At 66.5% G+C, this 21,163-nt stretch carries 15 protein-coding genes; 9 read left to right on the forward strand and 6 right to left on the reverse strand.

Translation table 11 applies throughout. The annotated features are described in order from the left end of the window. Both FFS27_RS00005 and psdR read right to left on the reverse strand, forming a co-directional pair. Positions 1 to 1,530, reverse strand: a 1,530-nt coding sequence (locus FFS27_RS00005; RefSeq protein WP_137951904.1) for an ABC transporter substrate-binding protein, incomplete at its 3' end; no start/stop codon positions are given. Positions 1,531 to 1,795: 265 nt separating this feature from the next. Next, complete coding sequence (psdR, locus tag FFS27_RS00010) at positions 1,796 to 2,359, reverse strand: transcriptional regulator PsdR (RefSeq protein WP_003094433.1); 564 nt, start codon at positions 2,357 to 2,359, stop codon at positions 1,796 to 1,798. Positions 2,360 to 2,527: 168 nt separating this feature from the next. On the opposite strand from psdR, the gene mdpA reads away from it, so the two are divergent. Beyond that, a complete protein-coding gene (gene mdpA, locus FFS27_RS00015) occupies positions 2,528 to 3,745 on the forward strand; it encodes a metallopeptidase MdpA (protein ID WP_003094429.1) in 1,218 nt (405 codons plus the stop codon). 67 nt (positions 3,746 to 3,812) lie between these two features. On the opposite strand, the gene FFS27_RS00020 is transcribed toward mdpA, so the two are convergent. From FFS27_RS00020 to FFS27_RS00030, 3 genes are all read right to left on the reverse strand, one after another. Continuing rightward, complete coding sequence (locus FFS27_RS00020) at positions 3,813 to 5,411, reverse strand: ABC transporter substrate-binding protein (RefSeq protein ID WP_021264154.1); 1,599 nt, start codon at positions 5,409 to 5,411, stop codon at positions 3,813 to 3,815. Positions 5,412 to 5,504: 93 nt separating this feature from the next. Beyond that, a complete protein-coding gene (locus FFS27_RS00025; protein ID WP_003134835.1) occupies positions 5,505 to 7,118 on the reverse strand; it encodes an ABC transporter substrate-binding protein in 1,614 nt (537 codons plus the stop codon). A 252-nt stretch (positions 7,119 to 7,370) separates the two neighbouring features. After that, a complete protein-coding gene (locus FFS27_RS00030) occupies positions 7,371 to 8,081 on the reverse strand; it encodes an SIMPL domain-containing protein (RefSeq protein ID WP_003094423.1) in 711 nt (236 codons plus the stop codon). A 276-nt stretch (positions 8,082 to 8,357) separates the two neighbouring features. Between FFS27_RS00030 and FFS27_RS00035 the strand changes: the two genes are divergently transcribed. The 8 genes from FFS27_RS00035 (at position 8,358) to FFS27_RS00070 (ending at position 20,646) form a co-directional block, all read left to right on the forward strand. Then, on the forward strand, positions 8,358 to 9,626 hold the full coding sequence (locus FFS27_RS00035) for an ATP-binding protein (RefSeq protein ID WP_003094421.1): 1,269 nt from the start codon (positions 8,358 to 8,360) through the stop codon (positions 9,624 to 9,626). 25 nt (positions 9,627 to 9,651) lie between these two features. Continuing rightward, a complete protein-coding gene (locus tag FFS27_RS00040) occupies positions 9,652 to 10,212 on the forward strand; it encodes a response regulator transcription factor (RefSeq protein ID WP_003094419.1) in 561 nt (186 codons plus the stop codon). A 162-nt stretch (positions 10,213 to 10,374) separates the two neighbouring features. Then, the gene (locus FFS27_RS00045) at positions 10,375 to 11,184 is read left to right on the forward strand and encodes a YfaP family protein (RefSeq protein WP_003094417.1); all 810 of its coding nucleotides are present in this window, start codon (positions 10,375 to 10,377) and stop codon (positions 11,182 to 11,184) included. Between the two features lie 38 nt (positions 11,185 to 11,222). Next, the gene (locus FFS27_RS00050; RefSeq protein WP_023101559.1) at positions 11,223 to 12,992 is read left to right on the forward strand and encodes a DUF2138 domain-containing protein; all 1,770 of its coding nucleotides are present in this window, start codon (positions 11,223 to 11,225) and stop codon (positions 12,990 to 12,992) included. After that, on the forward strand, positions 12,989 to 13,627 hold the full coding sequence (locus FFS27_RS00055; RefSeq protein WP_021264155.1) for a DUF1175 domain-containing protein: 639 nt from the start codon (positions 12,989 to 12,991) through the stop codon (positions 13,625 to 13,627). Before FFS27_RS00050 ends, FFS27_RS00055 begins: the two co-directional genes overlap by 4 nt. A 26-nt stretch (positions 13,628 to 13,653) precedes the next feature. Beyond that, on the forward strand, positions 13,654 to 18,204 hold the full coding sequence (magD, locus tag FFS27_RS00060) for an alpha-2-macroglobulin MagD (RefSeq protein ID WP_034014017.1): 4,551 nt from the start codon (positions 13,654 to 13,656) through the stop codon (positions 18,202 to 18,204). Beyond that, complete coding sequence (locus tag FFS27_RS00065; RefSeq protein ID WP_023101556.1) at positions 18,201 to 19,850, forward strand: YfaQ family protein; 1,650 nt, start codon at positions 18,201 to 18,203, stop codon at positions 19,848 to 19,850. The genes magD and FFS27_RS00065 overlap by 4 nt, the downstream gene beginning before the upstream one ends. A 4-nt stretch (positions 19,851 to 19,854) precedes the next feature. Then, positions 19,855 to 20,646, forward strand: a complete 792-nt coding sequence (locus FFS27_RS00070; RefSeq protein ID WP_021264157.1) for a YfaP family protein — start codon at positions 19,855 to 19,857, stop codon at positions 20,644 to 20,646. Between the two features lie 124 nt (positions 20,647 to 20,770). Here the strand turns inward: FFS27_RS00070 and FFS27_RS00075 are convergent, their stop codons facing one another. Continuing rightward, positions 20,771 to 21,157 carry a carboxymuconolactone decarboxylase family protein gene (locus FFS27_RS00075; RefSeq protein WP_021264158.1) on the reverse strand — a complete coding sequence of 129 codons (387 nt, stop codon included), beginning with the start codon at positions 21,155 to 21,157 and terminating at the stop codon, positions 20,771 to 20,773. Positions 21,158 to 21,163: the final 6 nt, after the last annotated feature.

Here is a 21,163-nt window from a genome sequence, read left to right on the forward strand (position 1 = left end):
GTTCATCGGCTGGTACACGGTGGAGTGGGCGATCGGGGTGATCGGCACCTGCTCCTTGAGGATGTGCTGGGCCTGCTTGTACAGCTCGCTGCGCTTGTCCTGGTCGGAGACCCGCTTGGCAGCCTTGACCAGCTTGTCGTAGGCCGCGTCGCACCATTTCGATACGTTGTTGCCGTTGATCGAGTCGCAGCCGTAGAGGGTCGCCAGCCAGTTGTCCGGATCGCCGTTGTCGCCGGTCCAGCCGAACAGCATGGCGTCATGCTCGCCGGCATGGGCGCGCTTGATGTATTCGCCCCACTCGTAGCTGACGATCCTGGCCTTGATGCCGATCTTCGCCCAGTCGGCCTGGATCATCTCCGCCATCAGCTTGGCGTTGGGGTTGTAGGGACGCTGCACCGGCATCGCCCACAGGGTGATCTCGGTGCCCTCGGCGACGCCGGCCTTCTTCAGCAGCTCCCGGGCCTTGGCCGGATCGAACGGGGCGTCCTTGATGGTTTCGTCATAGGACCACTGGGTCGGCGGCATGCCGTTCACCGCCAGTTGCCCGGCACCCTGGTAGACGGCGTCGATGATGGCCTGCTTGTTCACCGCCATGTCCAGCGCCTGGCGTACTTCGAGCTGGTCGAACGGCTTGTGGGTGACGTTGTAGGCGATGTAGCCGAGGTTGAAGCCTGGCTGCGAGGGCACCTTCAGGTTCGCCGCTTCCTGCAGGGCCTTGAGATCGGCGGGGCGTGGGTTGAGGGTGATCTGGCACTCGCCGGCCTTGAGCTTCTGCGCGCGCACCGCGGCGTCGGTGTTGATCGAGAAGATCAGGTTGTCGATCTTCACGTCTTCGGGTTTCCAGTAGTCCTTGTTGCCCTTGAAGCGGATCTGCGCATCCTTCTGGTAGCGGCTCAGGATGAAAGGCCCGGTGCCGATCGGCTTCTGGTTGATCTGCTGTGGCTTGCCGGCCTCGAGCAACTGCCCGGCGTACTCGGCGGACTGGATCGAGGCGACGTCCATCGCCAGGTTCTGGATGAAGGCGGCGTCGACCTCGTTGAGGGTGAACTTCACCCTGTGCTCGTCGAGCTTCTCGACCCTGGCGATGTTCTTGTCCAGGCCCATGTCGGTGAAGTAGGGAAACTCGGTGGGGTAGGCCTTGCGGAACGGATGATCCTTGTCGAGCATGCGTTCGAAGGTGAACAGCACGTCGTCGGCATTGAATTCGCGGGTCGGCTTGAAGTAGTCGGTGCTATGGAACTTCACACCCTTGCGCAGGTGGAAGGTATAGGTCTTGCCGTCGTCGCCGATGTCCCAGCTTTCCGCCAGGGCCGGGATCGCCCGGGTGCCGCCGCGCTCGAACTGGACGAGGCGGTTGAACAGGGTGACCGAGGTCGCGTCGTAGTCGGTGCCGGTGGTGTACTGGGCAGGATCGAAGCCGGCCGGGCTGCCCTCCGAGCAGAACACCAGGTTGCTGGCGGCGTGGGAGAACGGGGAGCCGAGGATCAGACCGGCTGCCAGCCAGGCCCGAAGGGGAAGGATCTTACGCATGCAAACCTCATTTTTTCTTTTTCTAAGGGCATCGTCTGAGGATCGGCCTTATGGGCCATGGCAACTCTCGCCTTTCCATGGATGGCGGGTGACAGCCATGGACCCTGTGCGGCGACAGCGATCGTCCGTTTGTTGTTGGTCGACGATTCGCTGATGCCGAAATTAAGTCATGCTGAAATTGTGGTCAACGAAAATTAAGCACGACTAACATTTCTCTTGCGAAAACGTTTGCCTGACAGGATGGGAAGGTGCGCTGCGGACTGGCTCAGGGCGTCGGATGGTCGTCGAACAGGCCCATGGTGGTGATGGTCAGGACTTCCGCCACATCGCTGCCGACGTTGGCCAGGCAATGGGTCTTGGTCGCGTCGAAGTGCACCGAGTCGCCGGCGCCGAGGGGGTACTGGCGCCCCTCGATGGTGTAGACGATCTGCCCGGACAGGACGTAGGAGAACTCGGCGCCCTCATGGGAGATCAGCTCCGACTGGTAGCCCACCGGCATGTTCATCTTGACCGCATTGATCAGGTTGCCGGGGAAGGAGCTGGACAGGCGTTCGTAGGCCAGTGGCTGGCCCTCGATGGTGTAGCGTACCCGCTCGCCTTCGTGGGAGTCGGGCTGGGGTTGTGCCGGTTGGTCGAACAGGGCATTGAGCGGGATATTCAGCGACTTGGCGATGTTGGCCAGGGAAGAGATCGATACACCGGTGAGGTTGCGCTCCGCCTGGGAGAGGAAGCTCGCGGTGAGACCGGATTCGCTGGCGACTTGGTGCAGGGTCTTCTTGGCGGCGCGGCGATAGCGGCGCAGGCGTTCGCCGATGCGGTCTACGGTCATTGGGGAGACTCTTGTTGAAAGGCGCAGTATACCCAGCGCGGGGCGTCAATAAAGTCTGACAGATGAACTACCCGAACCCCTATTTTTTAAGTGTGACTGAAAATTTGTTTTGACCTGAATTTAAGCTCGACTTAAATTTCAGCCCGGTCCAGACGAGGAGAACAACAAATGACCGTGGGTGTTGGCGGGAGTACCCCTGCGCAGGCGCTGGAGCGTCTGCGGAACATGATGGACGGCGCGCAGCCGATCGGCCTGGCGTCTTACCGTGCGCGAATCGCCGCGGCCCAGGCGTGGATGGGCGAGCATGGCATCGCCGCGGCGTACCTGCATGCAGGCAGCAACCTGCGTTACTTTAGCGGCGTGCAATGGCACCCCAGTGAACGCCTGGTGGGTGCGCTGCTGCCCGCCGAGGGCGCTCTCGAATACCTTGCGCCGGCCTTCGAGGAAGGTACGGTGCGCGACTTCCAGGTGGTCGATGGCGCCATCCACACCTGGGAGGAACACCAGGATCCCTATCGCCTGCTGCTCGATCGCCTGGAGGCGCTCGGCGTGGGTGAGCGCAGCACGGTCGCACTGTGTCCGAGCCTGCCGTTCGGCATGTTCGAGCGCTTGCGCCAACTGGCGCCGGGCAGGAACTTCGTCAGCGCCGCGCCGCTGATCGACCAGGGACGGATGCGCAAGTCGGCCGAGGAGCTGGCGCTGATGCAGCGGGCCAAGGACATGACCCTGGAAGTGCAGAAGGCCGCGGCGAGCATTCTCCGTGAAGGCATCAGCACCACCGAAGTCGCCGAGTTCATCCACCAGGCGCACCGCAAGGTGGGCGCGCCCGGTTCGACCTTCTGCATCGTCCTGTTCGGTGCCGCCAGTGCCTTCCCCCATGGGGTGAAGCATGCGCAGGTGCTGAAGGATGGCGACATGGTGCTGATCGATACCGGCTGCCAGGTGCACGGCTACCAGTCGGATATCACCCGCAGCTATGTGTTCGGCACGCCCAGCGCACGCCAGCGCGAATTCTGGGGGATGGAGCGCGACGCCCAACTGGCGGCCTTCGAGGCCGCGCGTCTGGGCCAGCCCTGCGAGGCGGTGGACGCCGCCGCGCGGCGTTCGCTGGAGGCCAACGGCCTGGGGCCGGACTACCGCCTGCCTGGCCTGCCGCACCGCACCGGGCATGGCATCGGCATGGATGTCCACGAAGGCCCGTACCTGGTGCGTGGCGATCGCACGCCGCTGGATGTCGGCATGTGCTTCAGCAACGAACCGATGATCTGCGTGCCCGGCGAGTTCGGCATTCGCCTGGAGGATCACTTCTACATGACGGAGGAAGGACCGCGCTGGTTCACCCAACCGAGCCCGTCCATCGACGATCCCTTCGGCCTCGGCGGCTGAGCCGGCCGAACGATAACGCCGCACGCGGCAAGGCAAGGGCCAGGGCTTCCCGCGTGCGGCGCAGCGATCAGTCCAGCTTCACCCGCGAAAAGTCCCGCGCCGACATCGGGCTCATGCGGTAGCCGCTGACGTTCTTGCGTTGCGCGTCGAACATCAACGGATGCGCCAGCGGCAACCAGGGCATCTGCTCGTGGAAGATCCGCTGCGCTTCCTTGTACAACGCTACCCGTTGGCTCTCGTCGTTGCTCATGCGCGCCTTGCGGATGGCTTCGTCGAAGCCCTTGTCGCACCAGCGCGCGCGATTTTCCCCGGACTCCACCGAGGCGCAGCCGAGGTTGTGGGTGAGGAAGTTGTCCGGGTCGCCGTTATCGCCGATCCAGCTGTAGAGCATCATGTCGTGTTCGCCGGCCTTGGTGCGCTTGACCATCTCGCCCCACTCGAACTGGCGGATGTTCACCCGGATGCCGATGGCGGCCAGGTCGGACTGGATCAGTTGCGCCACTCGCGCCGGGTTGCCGCCGGGGCCGCTGCCGGTGCTGATGTAGAGGTTCAGGGGTGTGTCCGGGGCGACGCCGGCTTCCTTCAGCAGAGCCTTGGCCCGTTCGGGGTCGTAGGGCCAGTCGCGGATGCTGTCGTCGTAGCCGAGCAGCATCGGCGGGTAGGGGCCGATGGCCGGGCGGGCCTGGTCGCCGAAGACGATCTTCAGGTAGGACGACTTGTTGAAGCCCATGGCGATCGCCCGGCGCACGCGCGGGTCGTCGAACGGTTCGTGCCGGGTGTTGATCGCGGCGTGTGAGGTGATCATCGCCGCTTCTTCCAGCACCGTCAGTTGCGGGTCCTGGCGCAACGCGGCGACGTCTTCCGGCTTGGGCGTCAGGGCGATCTGGCATTCGTTGCGGCGCAGGCGCTGCACGCGCACGTTGGGATCGAGGGTGATCGCCAGCACCAGGTGGTCGATGGCCGGCTTGCCCTTCCAGTAGTCGGGGTTGGCCGCGTAGCGCACCTGGGCATCCTTGCGGTAGCGGGTGAAGACGAACGGGCCGGTGCCGATCGGCTTGCTGTTGAGTTCGTCGCCCTTGCCCCTGGCGATCAGTTGGCCGGCATATTCGGCGGAGAGGATCGAGCCGAACGGCATGGCCAGGTCGGCGAGGAACGGCGCCTCCGGGTGCTTGAGGACGAAGCGCACCTGGTGCTCGTCGATCTTCTCGATGCGCTCGATGATGTCGCGCAGTTGCATGGCGTCGGCGTAGGGGTAGCCGCTGGGCGAAAGGTCGTGGGCGGGGTGCTGCGGATCGAGCATGCGCTGGAAGCTGAACAGCACGTCGTCGGCGTTGAACTCGCGGCTTGGCTTGAAGTAGTCGGTGCTGTGGAATTTCACGCCCTGGCGCAGGCGGAAGGTGTAGACGAGGCCGTCAGCGGAGACGTCCCAGCTTTCCGCCAGGGCCGGGATCACCGTGGCGCTGCCCGGAGCGAACGCGGCCAGCGCGTTGTACAGCGGATGGGCTGAGGCGTCGAAGGTGTAGCCGGAGGTATAGCGGGCCGGATCGAACCCTTCCGGCGCCGCTTCGGTGCACACCGCCAGGGTCTTCGGCTGGGCCTGGATGGCGGCGCTGGCGGCGAAGGCGAGTATCAGCAGGCTGTAGCGCAGGGCAGAGCGTGGTCGCATGGATGACTCCTCTGGAGCGGGACGGCCGGGTCGGCCGCCCTGGGGAGAGGCGCCGCCTCGCTCGTGGCGGGGCGGCGCGGCTGGCAGGCGAAGCTACTTGCCGACGCTGACCTCGTAGAACGAGTTCAGGCCGAACGGGCTGATCCTGAAGTCGTGTACCGTCTTGCGCATCGGCTGGTACACGGTGGAGTGGGCGATCGGGGTGATCGGCACCTGTTCCTTGAGGATGTGCTGGGCCTGCTTGTACAGCTCGGTGCGCTTGCCCTGGTCGGTGGTGCGCTTGGCATCCTTGACCAGCTTGTCGTAGCCGGCGTCGCACCATTTGGAGAAGTTGTTGCCGTCCACCGCGTCGCAGCCGTAGAGGGTGCCGAGCCAGTTGTCCGGGTCGCCGTTGTCGCCGCTCCAGCCGATCAGCATGGCGTCATGCTCGCCGCCCTTGGCGCGCTTGATGTATTCGCCCCATTCGTAGGTGACGATCTTCGCCTTGATACCGATCTTCGCCCAATCGTTCTGCAGCATTTCCGCCATCAGCTTGGCGTTGGGGTTGTAGGGGCGTTGTACCGGCATGGCCCACAGGGTGATCTCGGTGCCTTCGGCGACCCCGGCCTTCTTCAGCAGCTCCCTGGCCTTGGCCGGATCGTAGGGCGCGTCCTTGATGGTCTCGTCGTAGGACCACTGGGTCGGCGGCATGCCGTTGCTCGCCAACTGGCCGGCGCCCTGGTAGACGGCGTCGATGATGGCCTTCTTGTTCACCGCCATGTCCAGCGCCTGGCGTACTTCCAGCTTGTCGAACGGCTTGTGGGTGACGTTGTAGGCGATGTAGCCGAGGTTGAAGCCGGCCTGCGACGGCAGGTTCAGGTTCGGGTCCTTCTTCAGCGCGTCGAGGTCGGCGGGGCGTGGGTTGAGGGTGATCTGGCACTCGCCGGCCTTGAGCTTCTGCGCGCGCACCGAGGCGTCGGTGTTGATGGCGAAGATCAGGTTGTCGACCTTCACTTCGTCCGGCTTCCAGTAGTCCTTGTTGCCCTTGAAACGGATCTGCGCATCCTTCTGGTAGCGGCTGAATACGAACGGGCCGGTGCCGATCGGCTTCTGGTTGATGTCGCTGGCCTTGCCCTGCTTGAGCAGTTGCGCGGCGTATTCGGCGGACTGGATCGATGGGAAGGGCATCGCCAGGTTCTGGATGAAGGCCGCGTCGACCTCGTTGAGGGTGAATTTCACCCTGTGCTCGTCGAGCTTCTCGATCCTGGCGATGTTCTTGTCCAGGCCCATGTCGGTGAAGTAGGGAAACTCGGTGGGGTAGGCCTTGCGGAACGGATGATCCTTGTCGAGCATGCGTTCGAAGGTGAACAGCACGTCGTCGGCATTGAATTCGCGGGTCGGCTTGAAGTAGTCGGTGCTGTGGAACTTCACGCCCTTGCGCAGGTGGAAGGTATAGGTCTTGCCGTCGTCGCTGACGTCCCAGCTTTCCGCAAGGCCGGGAAGGACCTTGGTGCCGCCGCGCTCGAACTGGGTCAGGCGGTTGAAGACGGTTTCCGCCGCGGCGTCGAAATCGGTACCGGTGGTGTACTGGGCGGGGTCGAAGCCGGCCGGGCTGCCTTCCGAGCAGAAGATCAGGTTGCTGGCGAAGGCCTGGGGAACGGCGGCGACCAGCGCTGCGCCGAGCAGCGAGGGCATGATCGCGGAGCGGATGACGGCGTTTCTACGCATGGAGTGACCTCTGGTTATTTTGATTGTCTGCGAGGGACAGCCTCGTGAGCTGTCTTGCGCGAAGCTATGCAGGGCGTGTGCCGGCCGCAAGCGTCGAGGTCGCTTCAGTGTAGATGTTGTTATCCGATTGAAAGGGAATGTCGCATTTTCGAATTTGCGCAAACGCGACGCAGGCCGCGTTTGCTGCGCGAGAGACAGTGGAAACGCAAGAGGCAGCCCGGAGGCTGCCTCTTGTGGTGCGCGCCGACCGGATCAGGGCATCTGCACCTCGATCACACCGTCGGCGTTGACCGTGACCTGGCTGGTCCCGGCCTCGATCTCCGGCGCCTGGGCGCCACCGAAGCTGGCGTCGGCCTTCATCGCCGCCATCCGCATCACCGGGTACGGGCGCGGTGCGCCGGCGCTGTTCACGCTCAGGCTGACCAGCTTGTAGCCCTTGCCGCCGAGCGCCTCGGTGAGCAACTGGGCGCGCTCCTTGAACGCGTCCACGGCGCCTTTCATCAATTGGTCCTCGTTCTTCTTGCGGGTCGCATCGGCGATGCTGAAGTCCATGCCGCCCATCTTCAGCTTGCCCAGCAGGTCGGCGGAAAGCTGGCCGAGGGCGGCGAAGTCGGAGCTTTCCAGGCGCAGCTCGGCGCGCTCGCGCCAGCCAGTGATCTTCTGGCCCTTGTCGTCGTAGACCGGATAGCTGTTGCGACTGCCCAGGCTGATGGTCACGCCCTTGACCTTGCGCGCGTCGGCGACGGCGGCGTTGAGGACGCTGGTGGTTTCGGCGGCGAGCTTGGCCGGATCGCTGCCCTGGTTTTCGCTGTAGAGGGTGACCTGCATCAGGTCGTGGGCCACCTGCTGGCTGACTTCGGCGTGCAGCGAGACCTGGTTGTAGCGCGGCGCTTCCTCGGCGACGGCCGAGAGGCTGGCGGCGCAGAGGGTGACGGCGGCGGCCAGGCGGGAAATCGCAGACATTGGGCAACTCCTTGTACTAAGGCTGAATTCACACTGTAGAGCATCGTTCCGGCAGGCGCGGCAAACACGCCTATACGCCAGTCTTGGACCATGAGACGAAGGCTTTTCCCGGAACGGGTTAGGCGATTTCGGAAAAAACGTGAAATTTACTGATCTGAGCCCTGACAGCGCTCGGCGAAACAGGGCAGGATGGCGACCTGCGAGGTTTCTGAGTCACTTTGCCGCAGAGTTGCCGACAGCGTCTTGGCTATACTCGCGCTTATTCCGGAAGAAAACATGCGCGCACCGGTTTTCCTGCTCTCCGCCAGTCGCCAGAACCTTGGCCGTCTGCTCCTCATCCGTATTCTCGTGCTGGCCGCGCAGGCCGGCTCGGTGGGTTTCGCCTGGCTCTCCGACCTGTTGCCGCTGCCGTGGCTGGCGCTCGGCCTGACCCTTGGCCTGTCCGCCTGCCTGATTCTGTTCACCGCGCTGCGCCTGCGCGCGCCGTGGCCGGTGACCGACCAGGAGTACGCGGTACAACTGGCCTGCGACCTGATCATCCACAGCACCTTGCTGTATTACTCGGGCGGCTCGACCAACCCCTTCGTTTCCTATTACCTGGTACCGCTGACTATCGCCGCTGCGACCCTGCCCTGGATCTACTCCATGGTGCTCTCCGGCCTGGCCCTGACCGGCTACACCCTGCTGCTGATCTGGTACCACCCGCTGCACCTGCAGGCGGTTCAGCACGAGGCGATGCTGATCAACCTGCACCTGTTCGGCATGTGGCTGAACTTCGCCCTGTCGGCGGCCTTCATCACCTTCTTCGTGGTGAAGATGTCCGAGGCCCTGCGCTGGCAGGCGCACATGCAGGCCGAGCGGCGCGAGGAAAGCATGCGCGACCAGCAGTTGCTCGCGGTGGCCACCCAGGCGGCCGGTGCTGCGCACGAACTGGGTACGCCGCTGGCGACCATGAGCGTGCTGCTCAACGAGTTGCGCCAGGAGCGCCCGCAGGACCCGACCCTGCAGGAAGACCTGGCATTGCTCCAGGAACAGGTCAAGCAGTGCAAGCACACCCTCCAGCAACTGGTACGGGCGGCCGAGGCCGACCGTCGCCAGGCGATCGAAGAGCAAAGCGCCGCGGAATGGCTGGAATCGGTGCTGCGCCGCTGGCACCTGATGCGTCCGGAGGCCTCCTACCGCTACCAGTGCCTGGGCCTCGGCTCCGCGCCGCGCCTGACCCCGCCGACCGACCTCAGCCAGGCTCTGCTGAACCTGCTGAACAATGCGGCGGACGCCTGTCCCGACGACCTCGACATCCGCCTGGACTGGGACAGCAGCAGTATCTGCCTGAGTATCCGCGACCACGGCGTCGGGGTGCCCCTGGCGATCGCCGAACAGATCGGCAAACCGTTCTTCACCACCAAGGGCAAGGGCTTCGGCCTCGGCCTGTTTCTCAGTCAGGCCAGCGTGACCCGCGCTGGTGGAACGGTGAAGTTGTATAACCACGAAGATGGCGGCACTCTGACCGAACTGCGCTTGCCGCGCAGCTACGGAATGGCTTGAGTGATCCGTCTGAGAGGCCCTGCCTATGTCTGAAGAGCTGCTCTTCGAAGGGGAAGAACATCCCCACCTCCTGCTGGTGGACGACGATCCCACCTTTACCCGGGTCCTGGCCCGGGCCATGAGCCGTCGCGGCCTGCGGGTCAGCACCGCCGGCTCCGCCGAGGAAGGCCTGGCGCTGGCCCAGCAGGATACGCCGGACTACGCCGTGCTCGACCTGAAGATGGAAGGCGACTCCGGCCTGGTGCTGCTGCCGAAGCTGCTGGAGCTGCACGCGGACATGCGGGTGGTGATCCTCACCGGCTATTCCAGCATCGCCACCGCGGTGGAGGCGATCAAGCGCGGCGCCTGCAACTACCTGTGCAAGCCGGCGGATGCCGATGACGTGCTGGCCGCGCTGCTCTCCGAGCACGCCGACCTGGACACCCTGGTGCCGGAAAACCCGATGTCGGTGGATCGCCTGCAATGGGAGCACATCCAGCGCGTGCTCGCCGAGCACGAGGGCAACATCTCCGCCACCGCCCGTGCCCTGGGCATGCATCGACGGACCTTGCAGCGCAAGCTGCAGAAGCGGCCGGTACGGCGCTGAAGCGTAAATGACAACGGGGGCGCCGCATGGCGCCCCCTGTGCTTTCCGTTTTCCGTCGAATCGCGGTGGATTTCGCAGATTCCGCCGGTCGCCGGGGATATCCAGCGGACAGCGCAATCGTTAAGATGCAGCTTTCATGAATCGCACGACCAGGGATTGATCATGCGTATCTTCGGTTCGAGTGCCGGCTGCCTGTCGGTGCTGTTCGGACTGGCCTTCGGGCTGCCTGCACTAGCCGAGCCTTCGGTGGACCTGGATGGTCCGACGGCAGGCTGGCGCTATTCCGGCCTGCTCGAACAGCCCGATGCCCCGCGTGTCGCCTATCCGACTCCGCCCATCGATCGCGGCGGCCAGCGCGGCCGCAGCCTGATCGAAGGACACCTGCGCGAACTGGTCGGCACCGAGCGCGCCCAGCGCCTGGTGGTCAACGGCAATCCTCTCCCTCTCTATACCGACGGCGCCGGGCGCTTCGTCCGCCCCTATGCGTTCGGCCACGGCTCCAACGGCGTCCAGGTCGGCAGCGCCGATGGCAAGATCCTCAAGCGCGTACAGTTCTACGAGGCCAATCGCTCCCAACTGCCGCCGCGCGTGCGCGTGGTGCTGGGTTGGGACGATCCGAAGGCCGAGCTTGACCTGCATATCGTCACCCCCGATGGCCAGCACGCCTACTGGGCGCATCCGCGCCTGAGCAACAGCGGCGGCCTCGATCCGGACGGCGTCGACGGGCCCGGCCCGGAGATGTTCACCATGGGCGCGCCGCTGCACGGCACCTACCTGATCTACGTGAACTACTGGGGCAACCTCAACAACCAGGGCTACAACTTCCAGGCCGGCAGCAACGTACAGGACGTGATCACCGCGCAGGTCAACCTGGTGTTCAACGAAAACAGCGTCGACGAGAAGCACGAGACCTTCGTCGTGCCCCTGCGCACCATCGGCGACCTGGTGCTGGTCAAGACCTTTACCTACTGAAGCATCCCCTCGTACGGATGACACGGGATTAGCGAACCATGAGCGAGAACAACACCCCCAGCCCTGCCAACGGAACCCCTGCGCCCGCCGCTGCGCGCCCCCGAAGCGCCCTGTGGCCGGTGCTGGGGATCGTCGCCGCGCTGGCCGCCGGCGGTGTGCTGGCCTGGCAGATGGGCTGGCTGGAGCGGCTCGGCGGAGGGCACCCGGCCGAAGAGGACCTCGGCCAGCCGATCGGCGCCCAGGCACCCGCGGACGCCGACGCGCCGCGTGCCTACCGTGACCTGCGCAAGCCCGACGCGCTGATCGAGAGCGTGTCGCTGAGCCGCCTGCCGAAGGAAATCCTCAAGGTGCCGTTGCTGCGCGATACCCTGACCGAGGACTTCGTTTTCTATTACGAGAACAATGGCGACCGCCTTGGCCTGACCGGTACGTTGCGGCGGATCATCTACGAGCACGACCTGACCCTGAAGGACAGCCTGGTCGAGGAACTGCTCGACCAACCGGCCCAGGTCGCCCTCTGGCGCGGCGCCGACGGCCGCCTGCGCGACTTCGTGGTGGTGCTCAAGCGCGGCGGCCTGGCGCGAGTGCTCGAGCCGCTGGCCCATATCGCCACCGACGACCAGCAGTTGCGCAAGGTCGGCGAGCTGGCGGGAACCTCGGTCTATCGCCTGCGCTACGGCAACGACAAGGCGATGCTGTTCCTGTCCAAGGGCGACCGGCTGTTGTTGCTGTCGAACCCACGGATGCTCTTCGACGATGGTGGCGAAAGCGACGACAGCCCGCTGAACGCTCCGGCCAGCGAAGACCTGGAGGCACTGCTCGACGGCGACGAACTGTTCCCCGAGCGCTTCGGCCTGCCGGGCCGCGGCGAGCTGCGCCAGCGCATCACCCTCAATGCCAGCGTCCTGGCCATGGGCTACCAGCGCTTCATCCCGAGCTTCGCCGGGGTGCGCTTCGAGAAGGGCGAGCAGGGCTGGAGCAGCTACCTGGCGCTGAACGAGGTGGAACGTCAGCCGCCGCTGGACTTCGCCCCGGTCTGGCAGGCCATGCCGATGGGCGCCAGCGCCTGCGTGGCGCTGCCGGTCACCCCCGGCCTGTACGGGGTGATGCTGGAGCGCCTGGGGGCCGAGCAGAAGATGGCCCAGGCCTTCTCCGAGCATCTCAGCGGCGCCGCCGGTCTCTGCTGGTACGCCAGTTCGCGGCTGCATTCGCCGCTGCTGGTGGGCCAGTTGAGCGCGCCGGCCAGTGCCGAACTCGACGACGAGCTGGGCAAGCTGTTCGGCCGTGTGATCGGCGCGAAGGAAGCCAAGGTCGAGGGTGGCAGCTTCCCGGTGGAAGACCGGATGGATGGCCAGACCCGCCGCTGGACCCGCCAGGTCAGCTCGAACTTCGGCGCCTATCCGGCCAGCCAGGCGGACAACCCGGACAGCATCAGCGGCCGCGCGTTCTTCCGCATCGGCATGGCGCGCCATGGCCAGACCCTGCTGTTCTCCCTCGACGACCAGTTGCTCGGCAAGGCCCTGGACACCCTCGACAAACGCTATCCGCCGCTCGCCGAGGTGTTGCCGAAGGATGCGCTGGTACCGGCCTACCTGGCGCCGCAGCCGCTCTCCGAACTGCTGCAACGGGAAACCCTCGACAGCCTGCCGCAGGACATGGAGCCGGTATTCCGCAATGCCGCCGACACCTACCTGATGCCGCGCCTGAAAACCCTCGCCGGCAAGGGCAGCTACGCCCTCGGGCTGCCTGCCGGAAGCCAGGCCAACGCACCGTGGCAATGGCTGCCGCTGGAATGGCGGTCGCTGTGAGACGTCTGACTGCCTTCGGCCTGGCGCTGCTCCTGCTGGCCAGCGGCGGTGCCCGCGGCGAGCCCGCGGTAACGCTCGACCCGCAGCAATCGCAGGTATTCCGCGCCTGGTTCGTGCGCATCGCCCAGGAACAGTTGCGCCAAGGGCCGAGTCCGCGCTGGCACCAGCAGGACTGCGCCGGCCTGGTGCGCTTCGCCGCCAACGAGGCGCTGAAAGTCCACGATGGCAAGTGGCTGCGCGCCAACGGCCTGTCCAACCGCTACCTGCCCCCGGAGCTGGCGCTCAGTGCCGAGCAACGGCGCCTGGCGCAGAACTGGCAGCAGGGTGGCGGCCAGGTCGGGCCCTACGTGAATGCGATCAAGCTGGTGCAGTTCAACAGTCGGCTGGTCGGCCGCGACCTCAACCAGGCGCGCCCCGGCGACCTGATGTTCTACGACCAGGGCGACGACCAGCACCTGATGATCTGGATGGGCCGCTCCATCGCCTATCACACCGGCAGCAGCACCCCGACCGACAACGGCATGCGCTCGGTCAGCCTGCAACAACTCATGACATGGAAGGACACCCGATGGATCCCCGACGAATCCAACCCCAACTTTATCGGCATCTATCGGCTGGCTTTCCTCTCTCAATGAATCGCGTCCCAGTGAAGACCACAGCAATGAGCAACCTGCGCCGTTTCAGCCGTAGCCTGGCGGTCGCCGCCCTGATCCTGCTGCCGTTCGCCGCCGTCCAGGCGGAAGACACGGTGGAGCCGAGCGGCTACACGCCGATGGCCGGCGAATCCTTCTTCCTGCTCGCCGACAGCAGCTTCGCCACCGACGAGGAAGCGCGGGTCCGTCTCGAAGCGCCCGGCCGCGACTACCGGCGCTACCGCATGGAGCCCTATGGCGGGGTCGACGTGCGCCTGTACCGGATCGAACAGCCGCTGGAGTTCCTCAAGCGGCAGAAGAACCTGCACCGGGTCCTGGCAGAGGGGCAGTTCAAGGGCGAAGGCCTGTCGAACACCCTGGCCTATCTCTGGGACAACTGGTATCGCAAGTCGCGCCGGGTGATGCAGCGCGCCTTCTCCTACGAGTCGCGGCAACAGGTCACCGAGGCGGTGCCCGAGCTGAAGATGGGCAACGCCATGACCGCGCCGACGCCCTACGACGCGCAGCCGCAATACGCGCCGATTCCCGGCCTGCCGCTGGTCAGCCAGTTCCGCTATCCGCTGTGGGACGCCAAGCCCATCGAGCCGCCGCAGGACGTCAAGCTGGCCGGTTCCTCCAGCGAGTTCATCAACGTCGTGCCGGGCAATGTCTACATCCCGCTGGGCAAGCTGAAGCCGGGCCTGTACCTGGTCGAGGCGCTGGTCGGCAAGTACCGCGCCACCACCGTGGTGTTCGTCTCCAACAGCGTGGCGGTGAGCAAGGTCGCCGGCGACGAGCTGCTGGTCTGGACCGCACGCAAGCACGAAGGCACCCCGGTGCCCGACACCAAGGTGCTGTGGACCGACGGCCTGGGCGTGATGAGCAGCGGCAATACCGACGCCGACGGCCTGCTGCGGCTCAAGCACGCCAGTCCGGAGCGCTCCTACGTGATCGGCGAGGACCGCGAGGGCGGGGTCTTCGTCTCCGAGAACTTCTATTACGACAGCGAGATCTACGACACCAAGATCTACGCCTTCACCGACCGCCCGCTGTACCGGCCGGGCGACTGGGTCTCGTTGAAGATGGTCGGCCGCGAGTTCAAGGACGCCCGGCAATCCCAGGCCGCCGCCAGCGCGCCGGTGCGCCTGAGCGTGATCGACGCCAGCGGCACGGTATTGCAAAGCCTGGACCTCCGCTTCGACGCGAAGAGCGGCGCCAATGGCCGCTTCCAACTGCCGGAGAACGCCGTCGCCGGCGGCTACGAGTTGCGCTTCGACTACCGCGGGCAGACCTACAGCAGCGCCTTCCGCGTCGCCGAATACATCAAGCCGCACTTCGAAGTCTCCCTCGATCTGGCCAAGCCGGACTTCAAGACCGCCGAGCCGGTGAGGGGCGAGATCGTCCTGCTCTATCCGGACGGCAAGCCGGTGGCCAACGCGCGCCTGCAACTGAGCCTGCGCGCCCAGCAGTTGTCGATGGTGGACAACGAACTGCAGTATCTCGGCCAGTTCCCGGTGGAACTGAGCAGCACCGAACTGACCACCGACGGCAAGGGCCGCGCCGCCATCGAATTGCCGCCGGCCGAGAAACCCAGTCGCTACATGCTGACCATCTTCGCCAGCGACGGCGCCGCCTACCGGGTCAAGACCAGCAAGGAGATCCTCATCGAGCGCGGTGCCGCGCGCTACCGCCTGAGCGCGCCGCAGCGCTTCAGCGCCGCCGGCGAGAAGGTCGAGTTCAGCTATGCCAGCGAACAGCCGACCCCGCTCAAGCCGAGCAGCTACCAGTGGATCCGCCTGGAGGACCGCGCCACCGACAGCGGTCCGGTCGCCGACGGCCGCTTCGCGCTGGCCTTCGAGCGTCCCGGTACCTATTCCGTGGAGCTGCGCGACGACAAGGGCCAGCTCCTTGGCGCCACCGGCCACTCGGTGAGCGGCGAGGGCGTGAAGTCGGTGCCTGGCACCGTCGAGGTGGTGTTCGACAAGCCCGAGTACCGCACCGGCGAGGAAGCCTCCGCACTGATCACCTTCCCCGAGCCGGTGGAGGATGCACTGTTGTCCCTGGAGCGCGACAAGGTCGAGGCCACCGCCCTGCTGTCCAAGGGCGCCGACTGGCTGCGCCTGGAAAAGCTCAATCCGACCCAGTACCGCGTGCGGATCCCGGTGCGCGAGGAGTTCTCGCCGAACCTGACCTTCTCGGTGCTCTACACCAAGGGCGGCGACTACAGCTTCCAGAACGCCGGGATCAAGGTCGGCATGCCCCAGGTGGAGATCGACATCGCCACCGACAAGGAGCGCTACGAACCGGGCGAGACGGTGACCGTGACCCTGGCCACGCGCTTCGCCGGCAAACCGGTTTCCAGCCACCTGACCGTCAGCGTGGTGGATGAGATGGTCTATGCCCTGCAGGCGGAGATCGCCCCCGGCATCGACCAGTTCTTCTACCATCCGCGGCGCAACAACGTGCGCACCAGCGCCAGCCTGGCCTTCATCAGCTACGACGTGGCGTTGCCCGGCAGCACCAGTGCACCCGGACGGGCGAATCGCAGCGAGCGCGGCGTCAAGGTACTGGAGCGGCCGCGCCGCGAGGACGTCGACACCGCCGCCTGGCAGCCGGAGCTGGTCACCGACGCCCAGGGCAAGGCCAGCTTCAGCTTCCGCATGCCCGACTCGCTGACCCGCTGGCGGATCACCGCACGGGCCATCGACGACAACGGCCAGGTCGGCCAGAAGAAGCAGTTCCTTCGCTCGGAGAAGCCGCTGTACCTGAAATGGAGCGGGCCGACCCGCTTCCGCCAGGGTGACCAGCCCGACCTCGGCCTGTTCGTCTTCAACCAGGGCGAACAGCCGGTCAAGGCCGAGCTGCTCAGCGGGCCGCCTGGCAGCCAGCGCAGCCAGCCCCTGGAGCTGGCCAAGGGAGTCAACTACATACCGCTGGCGCAACAGCCGCTCAGCGATGGCGACTGGAGCGCCGAGCTGCGCCAGGACGGGCAGGTCCGCGACCGCCTGGCGGTGCGCTTCAACCTGCTGGCCGACGGCTGGCAGGTGGAGCAGGCGCAGAACCTCAGCCTGGCGGCGGCGAGCAACCCGCTGCAACTGCCGGCGGACGCCCGCGACGTACGCCTGCGCCTGGCCGATGGCCCGGCCGCGGCCTACCTGGGCAATCTCGATGATCTGCTGGAGTATCCCTACGGCGGCGTCGAGCAGACCGCCAGCCAACTGCTGCCGCTGAGCATCGCCTATCCGGCGCTGGCCGGCGGCGAGCCGCGGATTCGCGACCGCCTGCGCCTGATCATGCAGAACAGTCGCCTGCGCCTGGTGCAGATGGCCGGCCCGGACGCCTGGTTCGCCTGGTGGGGCGGCGACGTCGATGGCGACGCTTTCCTCACCGCCTACGCCTACTACGCCGATTGGTACGCCAGCCGCGCACTGGAGATCCAACTGCCGGCCGAACACTGGCAGCGCATCCTCGAGCCCTACGCCAAGCAGGCGACGCAGACCCCGCTGCTGCAGCGCGCGCTGATCCTGGCTTTCGCCCGCGACATGCAGTTGCCGGTGAACACCCTGCTCGGCGGCCTGCTCAACGATCTGGCCAACGCCGGCGAAGGGCAGGCGCGCGCGGAGCCGCTGGAGGCCGACGACGGCCTGGTGCTGGGCGACCCGGACTCGGCCGTCGGCCTGGCCGCGGCGCGAGTGCTGGCGGTGGACCTGGCACGGCAACTGCGGGTTGCGGTGCCCGCGCCGCTGGCCGCCCAGGCCGAGACGGCGACGCAGCGCCTGCGTGAGGCCGGCTTGCCGTTCACCGATGCCTTGCTGGCCTCTCGCTCGGCCGTGGACGGCCAGCAGGCCAGCGCTCTGCTGCAACGCCTGGCGCCGGCGCAATCGACCCTGGAACGCGCCCTGGCCCTGACCTGGCTGCAGGGCGCCCTGGCCCAGGCGCCGCAGGGCAAGCTGCCGCAGCCGCCGAAGGACTGGCAGGCGCAGCGCGGCGCCACCGGCGAAACCTACTGGCAATGGCGCGGCCGCGGCATTCCGAGCTGGATCGACCTGGACGAGGCGCCGGCCCGGCCGTTGCCGGTTGCGCTCAGCTACCGCAGCGCCCAGGCGCCGAGCGGGCAACTGCCGGTGCAGATCAGCCGTCGCCTGCTGCGCCTGGTGCCCGGCGAGGGGGCGTTCGAGTTCAAGGTCGAGGAGGTCGGCGACAAGCCGCTTTCCAGCGACGAACTGTATCTCGACGAAGTGACCCTGACCGTTCCGGAAGACACCGCTCTACGCTACGGCATGCTGGAACTGCCGCTGCCGCCCGGTGCGGATGTCGAGCGCACCACCTGGGGCATCAAGATCAGCGGCCTGGCCGGCGACGAGGCGACCACCCTGGAGCGCGCGCGCAACGAACCGGGTGAGCTGTTCTACGGAGTGCCGATGGACAGCCTGAGTGGCGAGCAGCGTTTCCGTCACCTGGTGCGTTTCTCCCAGAAAGGCAGCTTCAACCTGCCACCGGCCCGCTACCTGCGTCTCTACGCGCCGGAACAGCAGGCCCTGGAAGCCAAGCCGGCGCTGGCCAAGGTCAAGGTCGAGTGATTGCGTTGCGCGCCTGGCTGGTCCTGCTGTGCGCCGTGCCGTTGCTGCTTCGCGCAGCGGAGGCGCCGGTCCAGCTGGCCTGGCGCACGACCCAGGGCTACGAACTGGTGAGCCTGGATCGCCAGCGGGCGCTCGAGCGCCGGCCGTTGCCGGCCGATTTGCAGGCTCCGCTGGGCAGCCTGTGGAAACTGTTCGTCTTCGCCTGGCTGAGCGACACCGGCCAGGCCGAGTCGCCCTATGCCTGCCAGGGGCGCAGCCGCGAGGAGGTCTACTGCTGCGAGAATGGCCAGACGATCGGTCGTGACCGCGCCCTGGTGCGCTCCTGCGGGCTGTATTTCGAGCCGCAGCGCCTCGCCTTGCGGCCGGAGGCCTGGCGCGACTACTGGCAGGCGCGCCGGGCACCGGCCTGGTTGCTCGATCTGGAACGGCTGCAACCGCAGACGCGGGTGCCGGTTAAGGAGCTTCTGGAGCAGTTGCAGCAACTGCCGGCCCAGGGCGAGGCGCGGCGGGTACTGCTCGACGTGGCGTTGCAGGCCGGCGACGGCCATGCCGTGGCCAGCCTTGGCGGCCGCCTGCGGGTGAAGACCTGGAGCTGGCTCGACGACCATGACCCGCAGGCACGCCAGGGCGGTTTCGCTGGCTGGCTGGTCGATGGAACGCCGCTCTGGCTCGGCGGCCCGGGAACCAGCAAGGTGATCCTGGACCGCTACGCCGAGGTGCTCGGGCGCTTCCTGCCGAGTCCGTGGCCGGCCGATCCGGGCCGTTGCGTGGAAGTGAACCTGTTCAGCCGCTATCCACTGCGCTCGGTCAGCGATCCTGCCGGCCACCCGGCCGCCGAAGGCCTGCTGCATGGTCCGCAGCAAGTGCTCTTCACCAACGGCAATCGCCTGGATATCGCCAGCGCCGGCGACCTGTTCCTGCAGCGGGTGGATGGCGTGCCGCGCCTGGTCGCGCGGGTTTCGCGCGAAGAGTACGTGGCGCGGGTGCTGGAGCGCGAAGCCTCGGCGCAGCCGAAGGAAGCCGCTCGCGCGCTGGCGGTGACCATTCGCACCTATCTGTTGCAAAACGCCGCGCCGCGCGGCGAATGCCTGGCCATCGATGACAGCAGCCAGCGCCAGCGCGTGGCGCCGCGCCCGGCCAGCGCGCAGACGCGGCGGATCGCCGCCTGGAGCGCCGACCTGGTGCTGGCCGGGGCGACCGTCAACTATCACTCCGACCAGCCTGGCCCGGCGCGTCTGTCCTGGAAGCACGCGGTGGAGCAAGCCGGGCAGGGACTGGGCTACGACAGCATCCTCGCCCAGGCTTTCCCGCGCAGCAGCCTGAGCCGCTGGGACAACCCGGTGGCCGCCTGCCAGCCGTTGCCGGCCGCCGAAGACTGGCTGCGCAAGCAGCGCCGGCAGTGGCGCGAGCGCCTCGACCGCGAGCCCGGCTACGAGGAGATTCCGAGTTTTTCCGTGTGCCGCCTGGCTTCCGGGCGGCCCTATGTCGATCGCGAGCGCGAACGCATCTTCGTCCGCGGCCTGTATTCCCTACAGGAACGCCTGGACCTCACCCACGAATACCTGCACCTGGCCTTCCGCGCCCATCCCAGCGGCCAGGACGAAAACTATGTCGAAAGCCTGGCCCGGCGCCTGCTACTGGAATGACTCCATGAACCGAATGTCCCTTGCCGCCCTGCTCAGTTGCCTTCCCCTCGTCGCCTGGGCGGACAACCCCGTGAAACTGGATACGCCGGTCTCCGGCTGGCGTGCCGGCGACGGTTCCGCCGCCAATTACCGGCAGGTGGTGAACTACCCGGCGTCCTCGGTCAACGTCGCCGCCGACCAGGCGACCACCGCGCGCATTCGCGGCGCGATCGAGAGCCAGCCCAAGGACCGCCCGGCGACGCTGGTGGTGAACGGTGTGAGCATGCCGCTGAAGGTGGACACCGATGGCAGCTTCGACCGCCCGTTCGCCTTCCCGTCCGGCAGCAACAGCGTCGAGGTGCGCAACGCCGCCGGGCAGTCGCGACGGGTCCAGTTCTATCACGGTGGCGGCGGCGGGGAAGTGCCGGCCAAGCTGCGCGTGCTGCTGTCCTGGGACAGCGACAACACCGACCTCGACCTGCACCTGGTGACCCCGGACGGCGACCATGTCTGGTATGGCAATCGTTCGCTGGCCAACGGCGCGACCCTGGATGTCGACGTCACCACCGGCTACGGCCCGGAGATCATCGCCACGCCGACGCCACAGAAGGGGCCCTACCTGGTCTACGTCAACTACTTCGGCGGTGGCTACGGCAGCAGCGAGGATGGCGCCGAACAGGCCGCCCAGGACCTGACCACGGCGCGCATCACCCTGGTCACCGAAGAGGGCACGCCGAACGAGAAACAGGAAACCTTCCTGGTGCCGATGCGCAAGCCTGGCGAACTGACGCTGGTGAAGCGCTTCAGTTATCCGTAGGCGCCTGCGCTCGGTCCCATAGGGCGGATAACGCCCCTGGCGTTATTCGCCGTCGCTCAGGCATCGGTGTTATCAACCCGTGGCCTGACGGCGGCGCTCATGCCGCTGCGAATGGCTCCTGGGCTCAGGCGGGCTGTTCGCCCTGCCAGGTATCGATCGCTTCCTGCGCCGCACGGAACGCATCGATCGCCGCCGGCACCCCGGCATAGACCGCGCAGTGCAGCAGTGCCTCGCAGATTTCCTCCACCGTGCAGCCGTTGTTCAGCGCACCGCGCACGTGCCCCTTGAGTTCCTGCGGGCATTTCAGGGCGGTCAGGGCGGCCAGGGTGATCAGGCTGCGGGTCTTGCGCGGCAGCGCCTCGCGGGCCCAGACCGAGCCCCAGGCATGCTCGTTGACGAAGTCCTGCAATGGCTGGGTGAAGGCGGTGGCGTTGCCCATGGCGCGCTCGACGAAGGCGTCGCCCATGACTTCACGTCGGATCTCCAGGCCGGTCTTGCCTTGTTCGCTCATCGGAAG

The organism is Pseudomonas sp. 2VD, from assembly GCF_005503585.1.
Taxonomy (GTDB): Bacteria; Pseudomonadota; Gammaproteobacteria; order Pseudomonadales; family Pseudomonadaceae; genus Pseudomonas; species Pseudomonas aeruginosa.

Coding starts and splice junctions, on each gene's coding strand:
- psdR (WP_003094433.1), bottom strand. CDS start 2,359: ATGACCGTAGACCGCATCGGCGAACGCCTGCGCCGCTATCGCCGCGCC.
- mdpA (WP_003094429.1), top strand. CDS start 2,528: ATGACCGTGGGTGTTGGCGGGAGTACCCCTGCGCAGGCGCTGGAGCGT.
- FFS27_RS00020 (WP_021264154.1), bottom strand. CDS start 5,411: ATGCGACCACGCTCTGCCCTGCGCTACAGCCTGCTGATACTCGCCTTC.
- FFS27_RS00025 (WP_003134835.1), bottom strand. CDS start 7,118: ATGCGTAGAAACGCCGTCATCCGCTCCGCGATCATGCCCTCGCTGCTC.
- FFS27_RS00030 (WP_003094423.1), bottom strand. CDS start 8,081: ATGTCTGCGATTTCCCGCCTGGCCGCCGCCGTCACCCTCTGCGCCGCC.
- FFS27_RS00035 (WP_003094421.1), top strand. CDS start 8,358: ATGCGCGCACCGGTTTTCCTGCTCTCCGCCAGTCGCCAGAACCTTGGC.
- FFS27_RS00040 (WP_003094419.1), top strand. CDS start 9,652: ATGTCTGAAGAGCTGCTCTTCGAAGGGGAAGAACATCCCCACCTCCTG.
- FFS27_RS00045 (WP_003094417.1), top strand. CDS start 10,375: ATGCGTATCTTCGGTTCGAGTGCCGGCTGCCTGTCGGTGCTGTTCGGA.
- FFS27_RS00050 (WP_023101559.1), top strand. CDS start 11,223: ATGAGCGAGAACAACACCCCCAGCCCTGCCAACGGAACCCCTGCGCCC.
- magD (WP_034014017.1), top strand. CDS start 13,654: ATGAGCAACCTGCGCCGTTTCAGCCGTAGCCTGGCGGTCGCCGCCCTG.
- FFS27_RS00070 (WP_021264157.1), top strand. CDS start 19,855: ATGAACCGAATGTCCCTTGCCGCCCTGCTCAGTTGCCTTCCCCTCGTC.
- FFS27_RS00075 (WP_021264158.1), bottom strand. CDS start 21,157: ATGAGCGAACAAGGCAAGACCGGCCTGGAGATCCGACGTGAAGTCATG.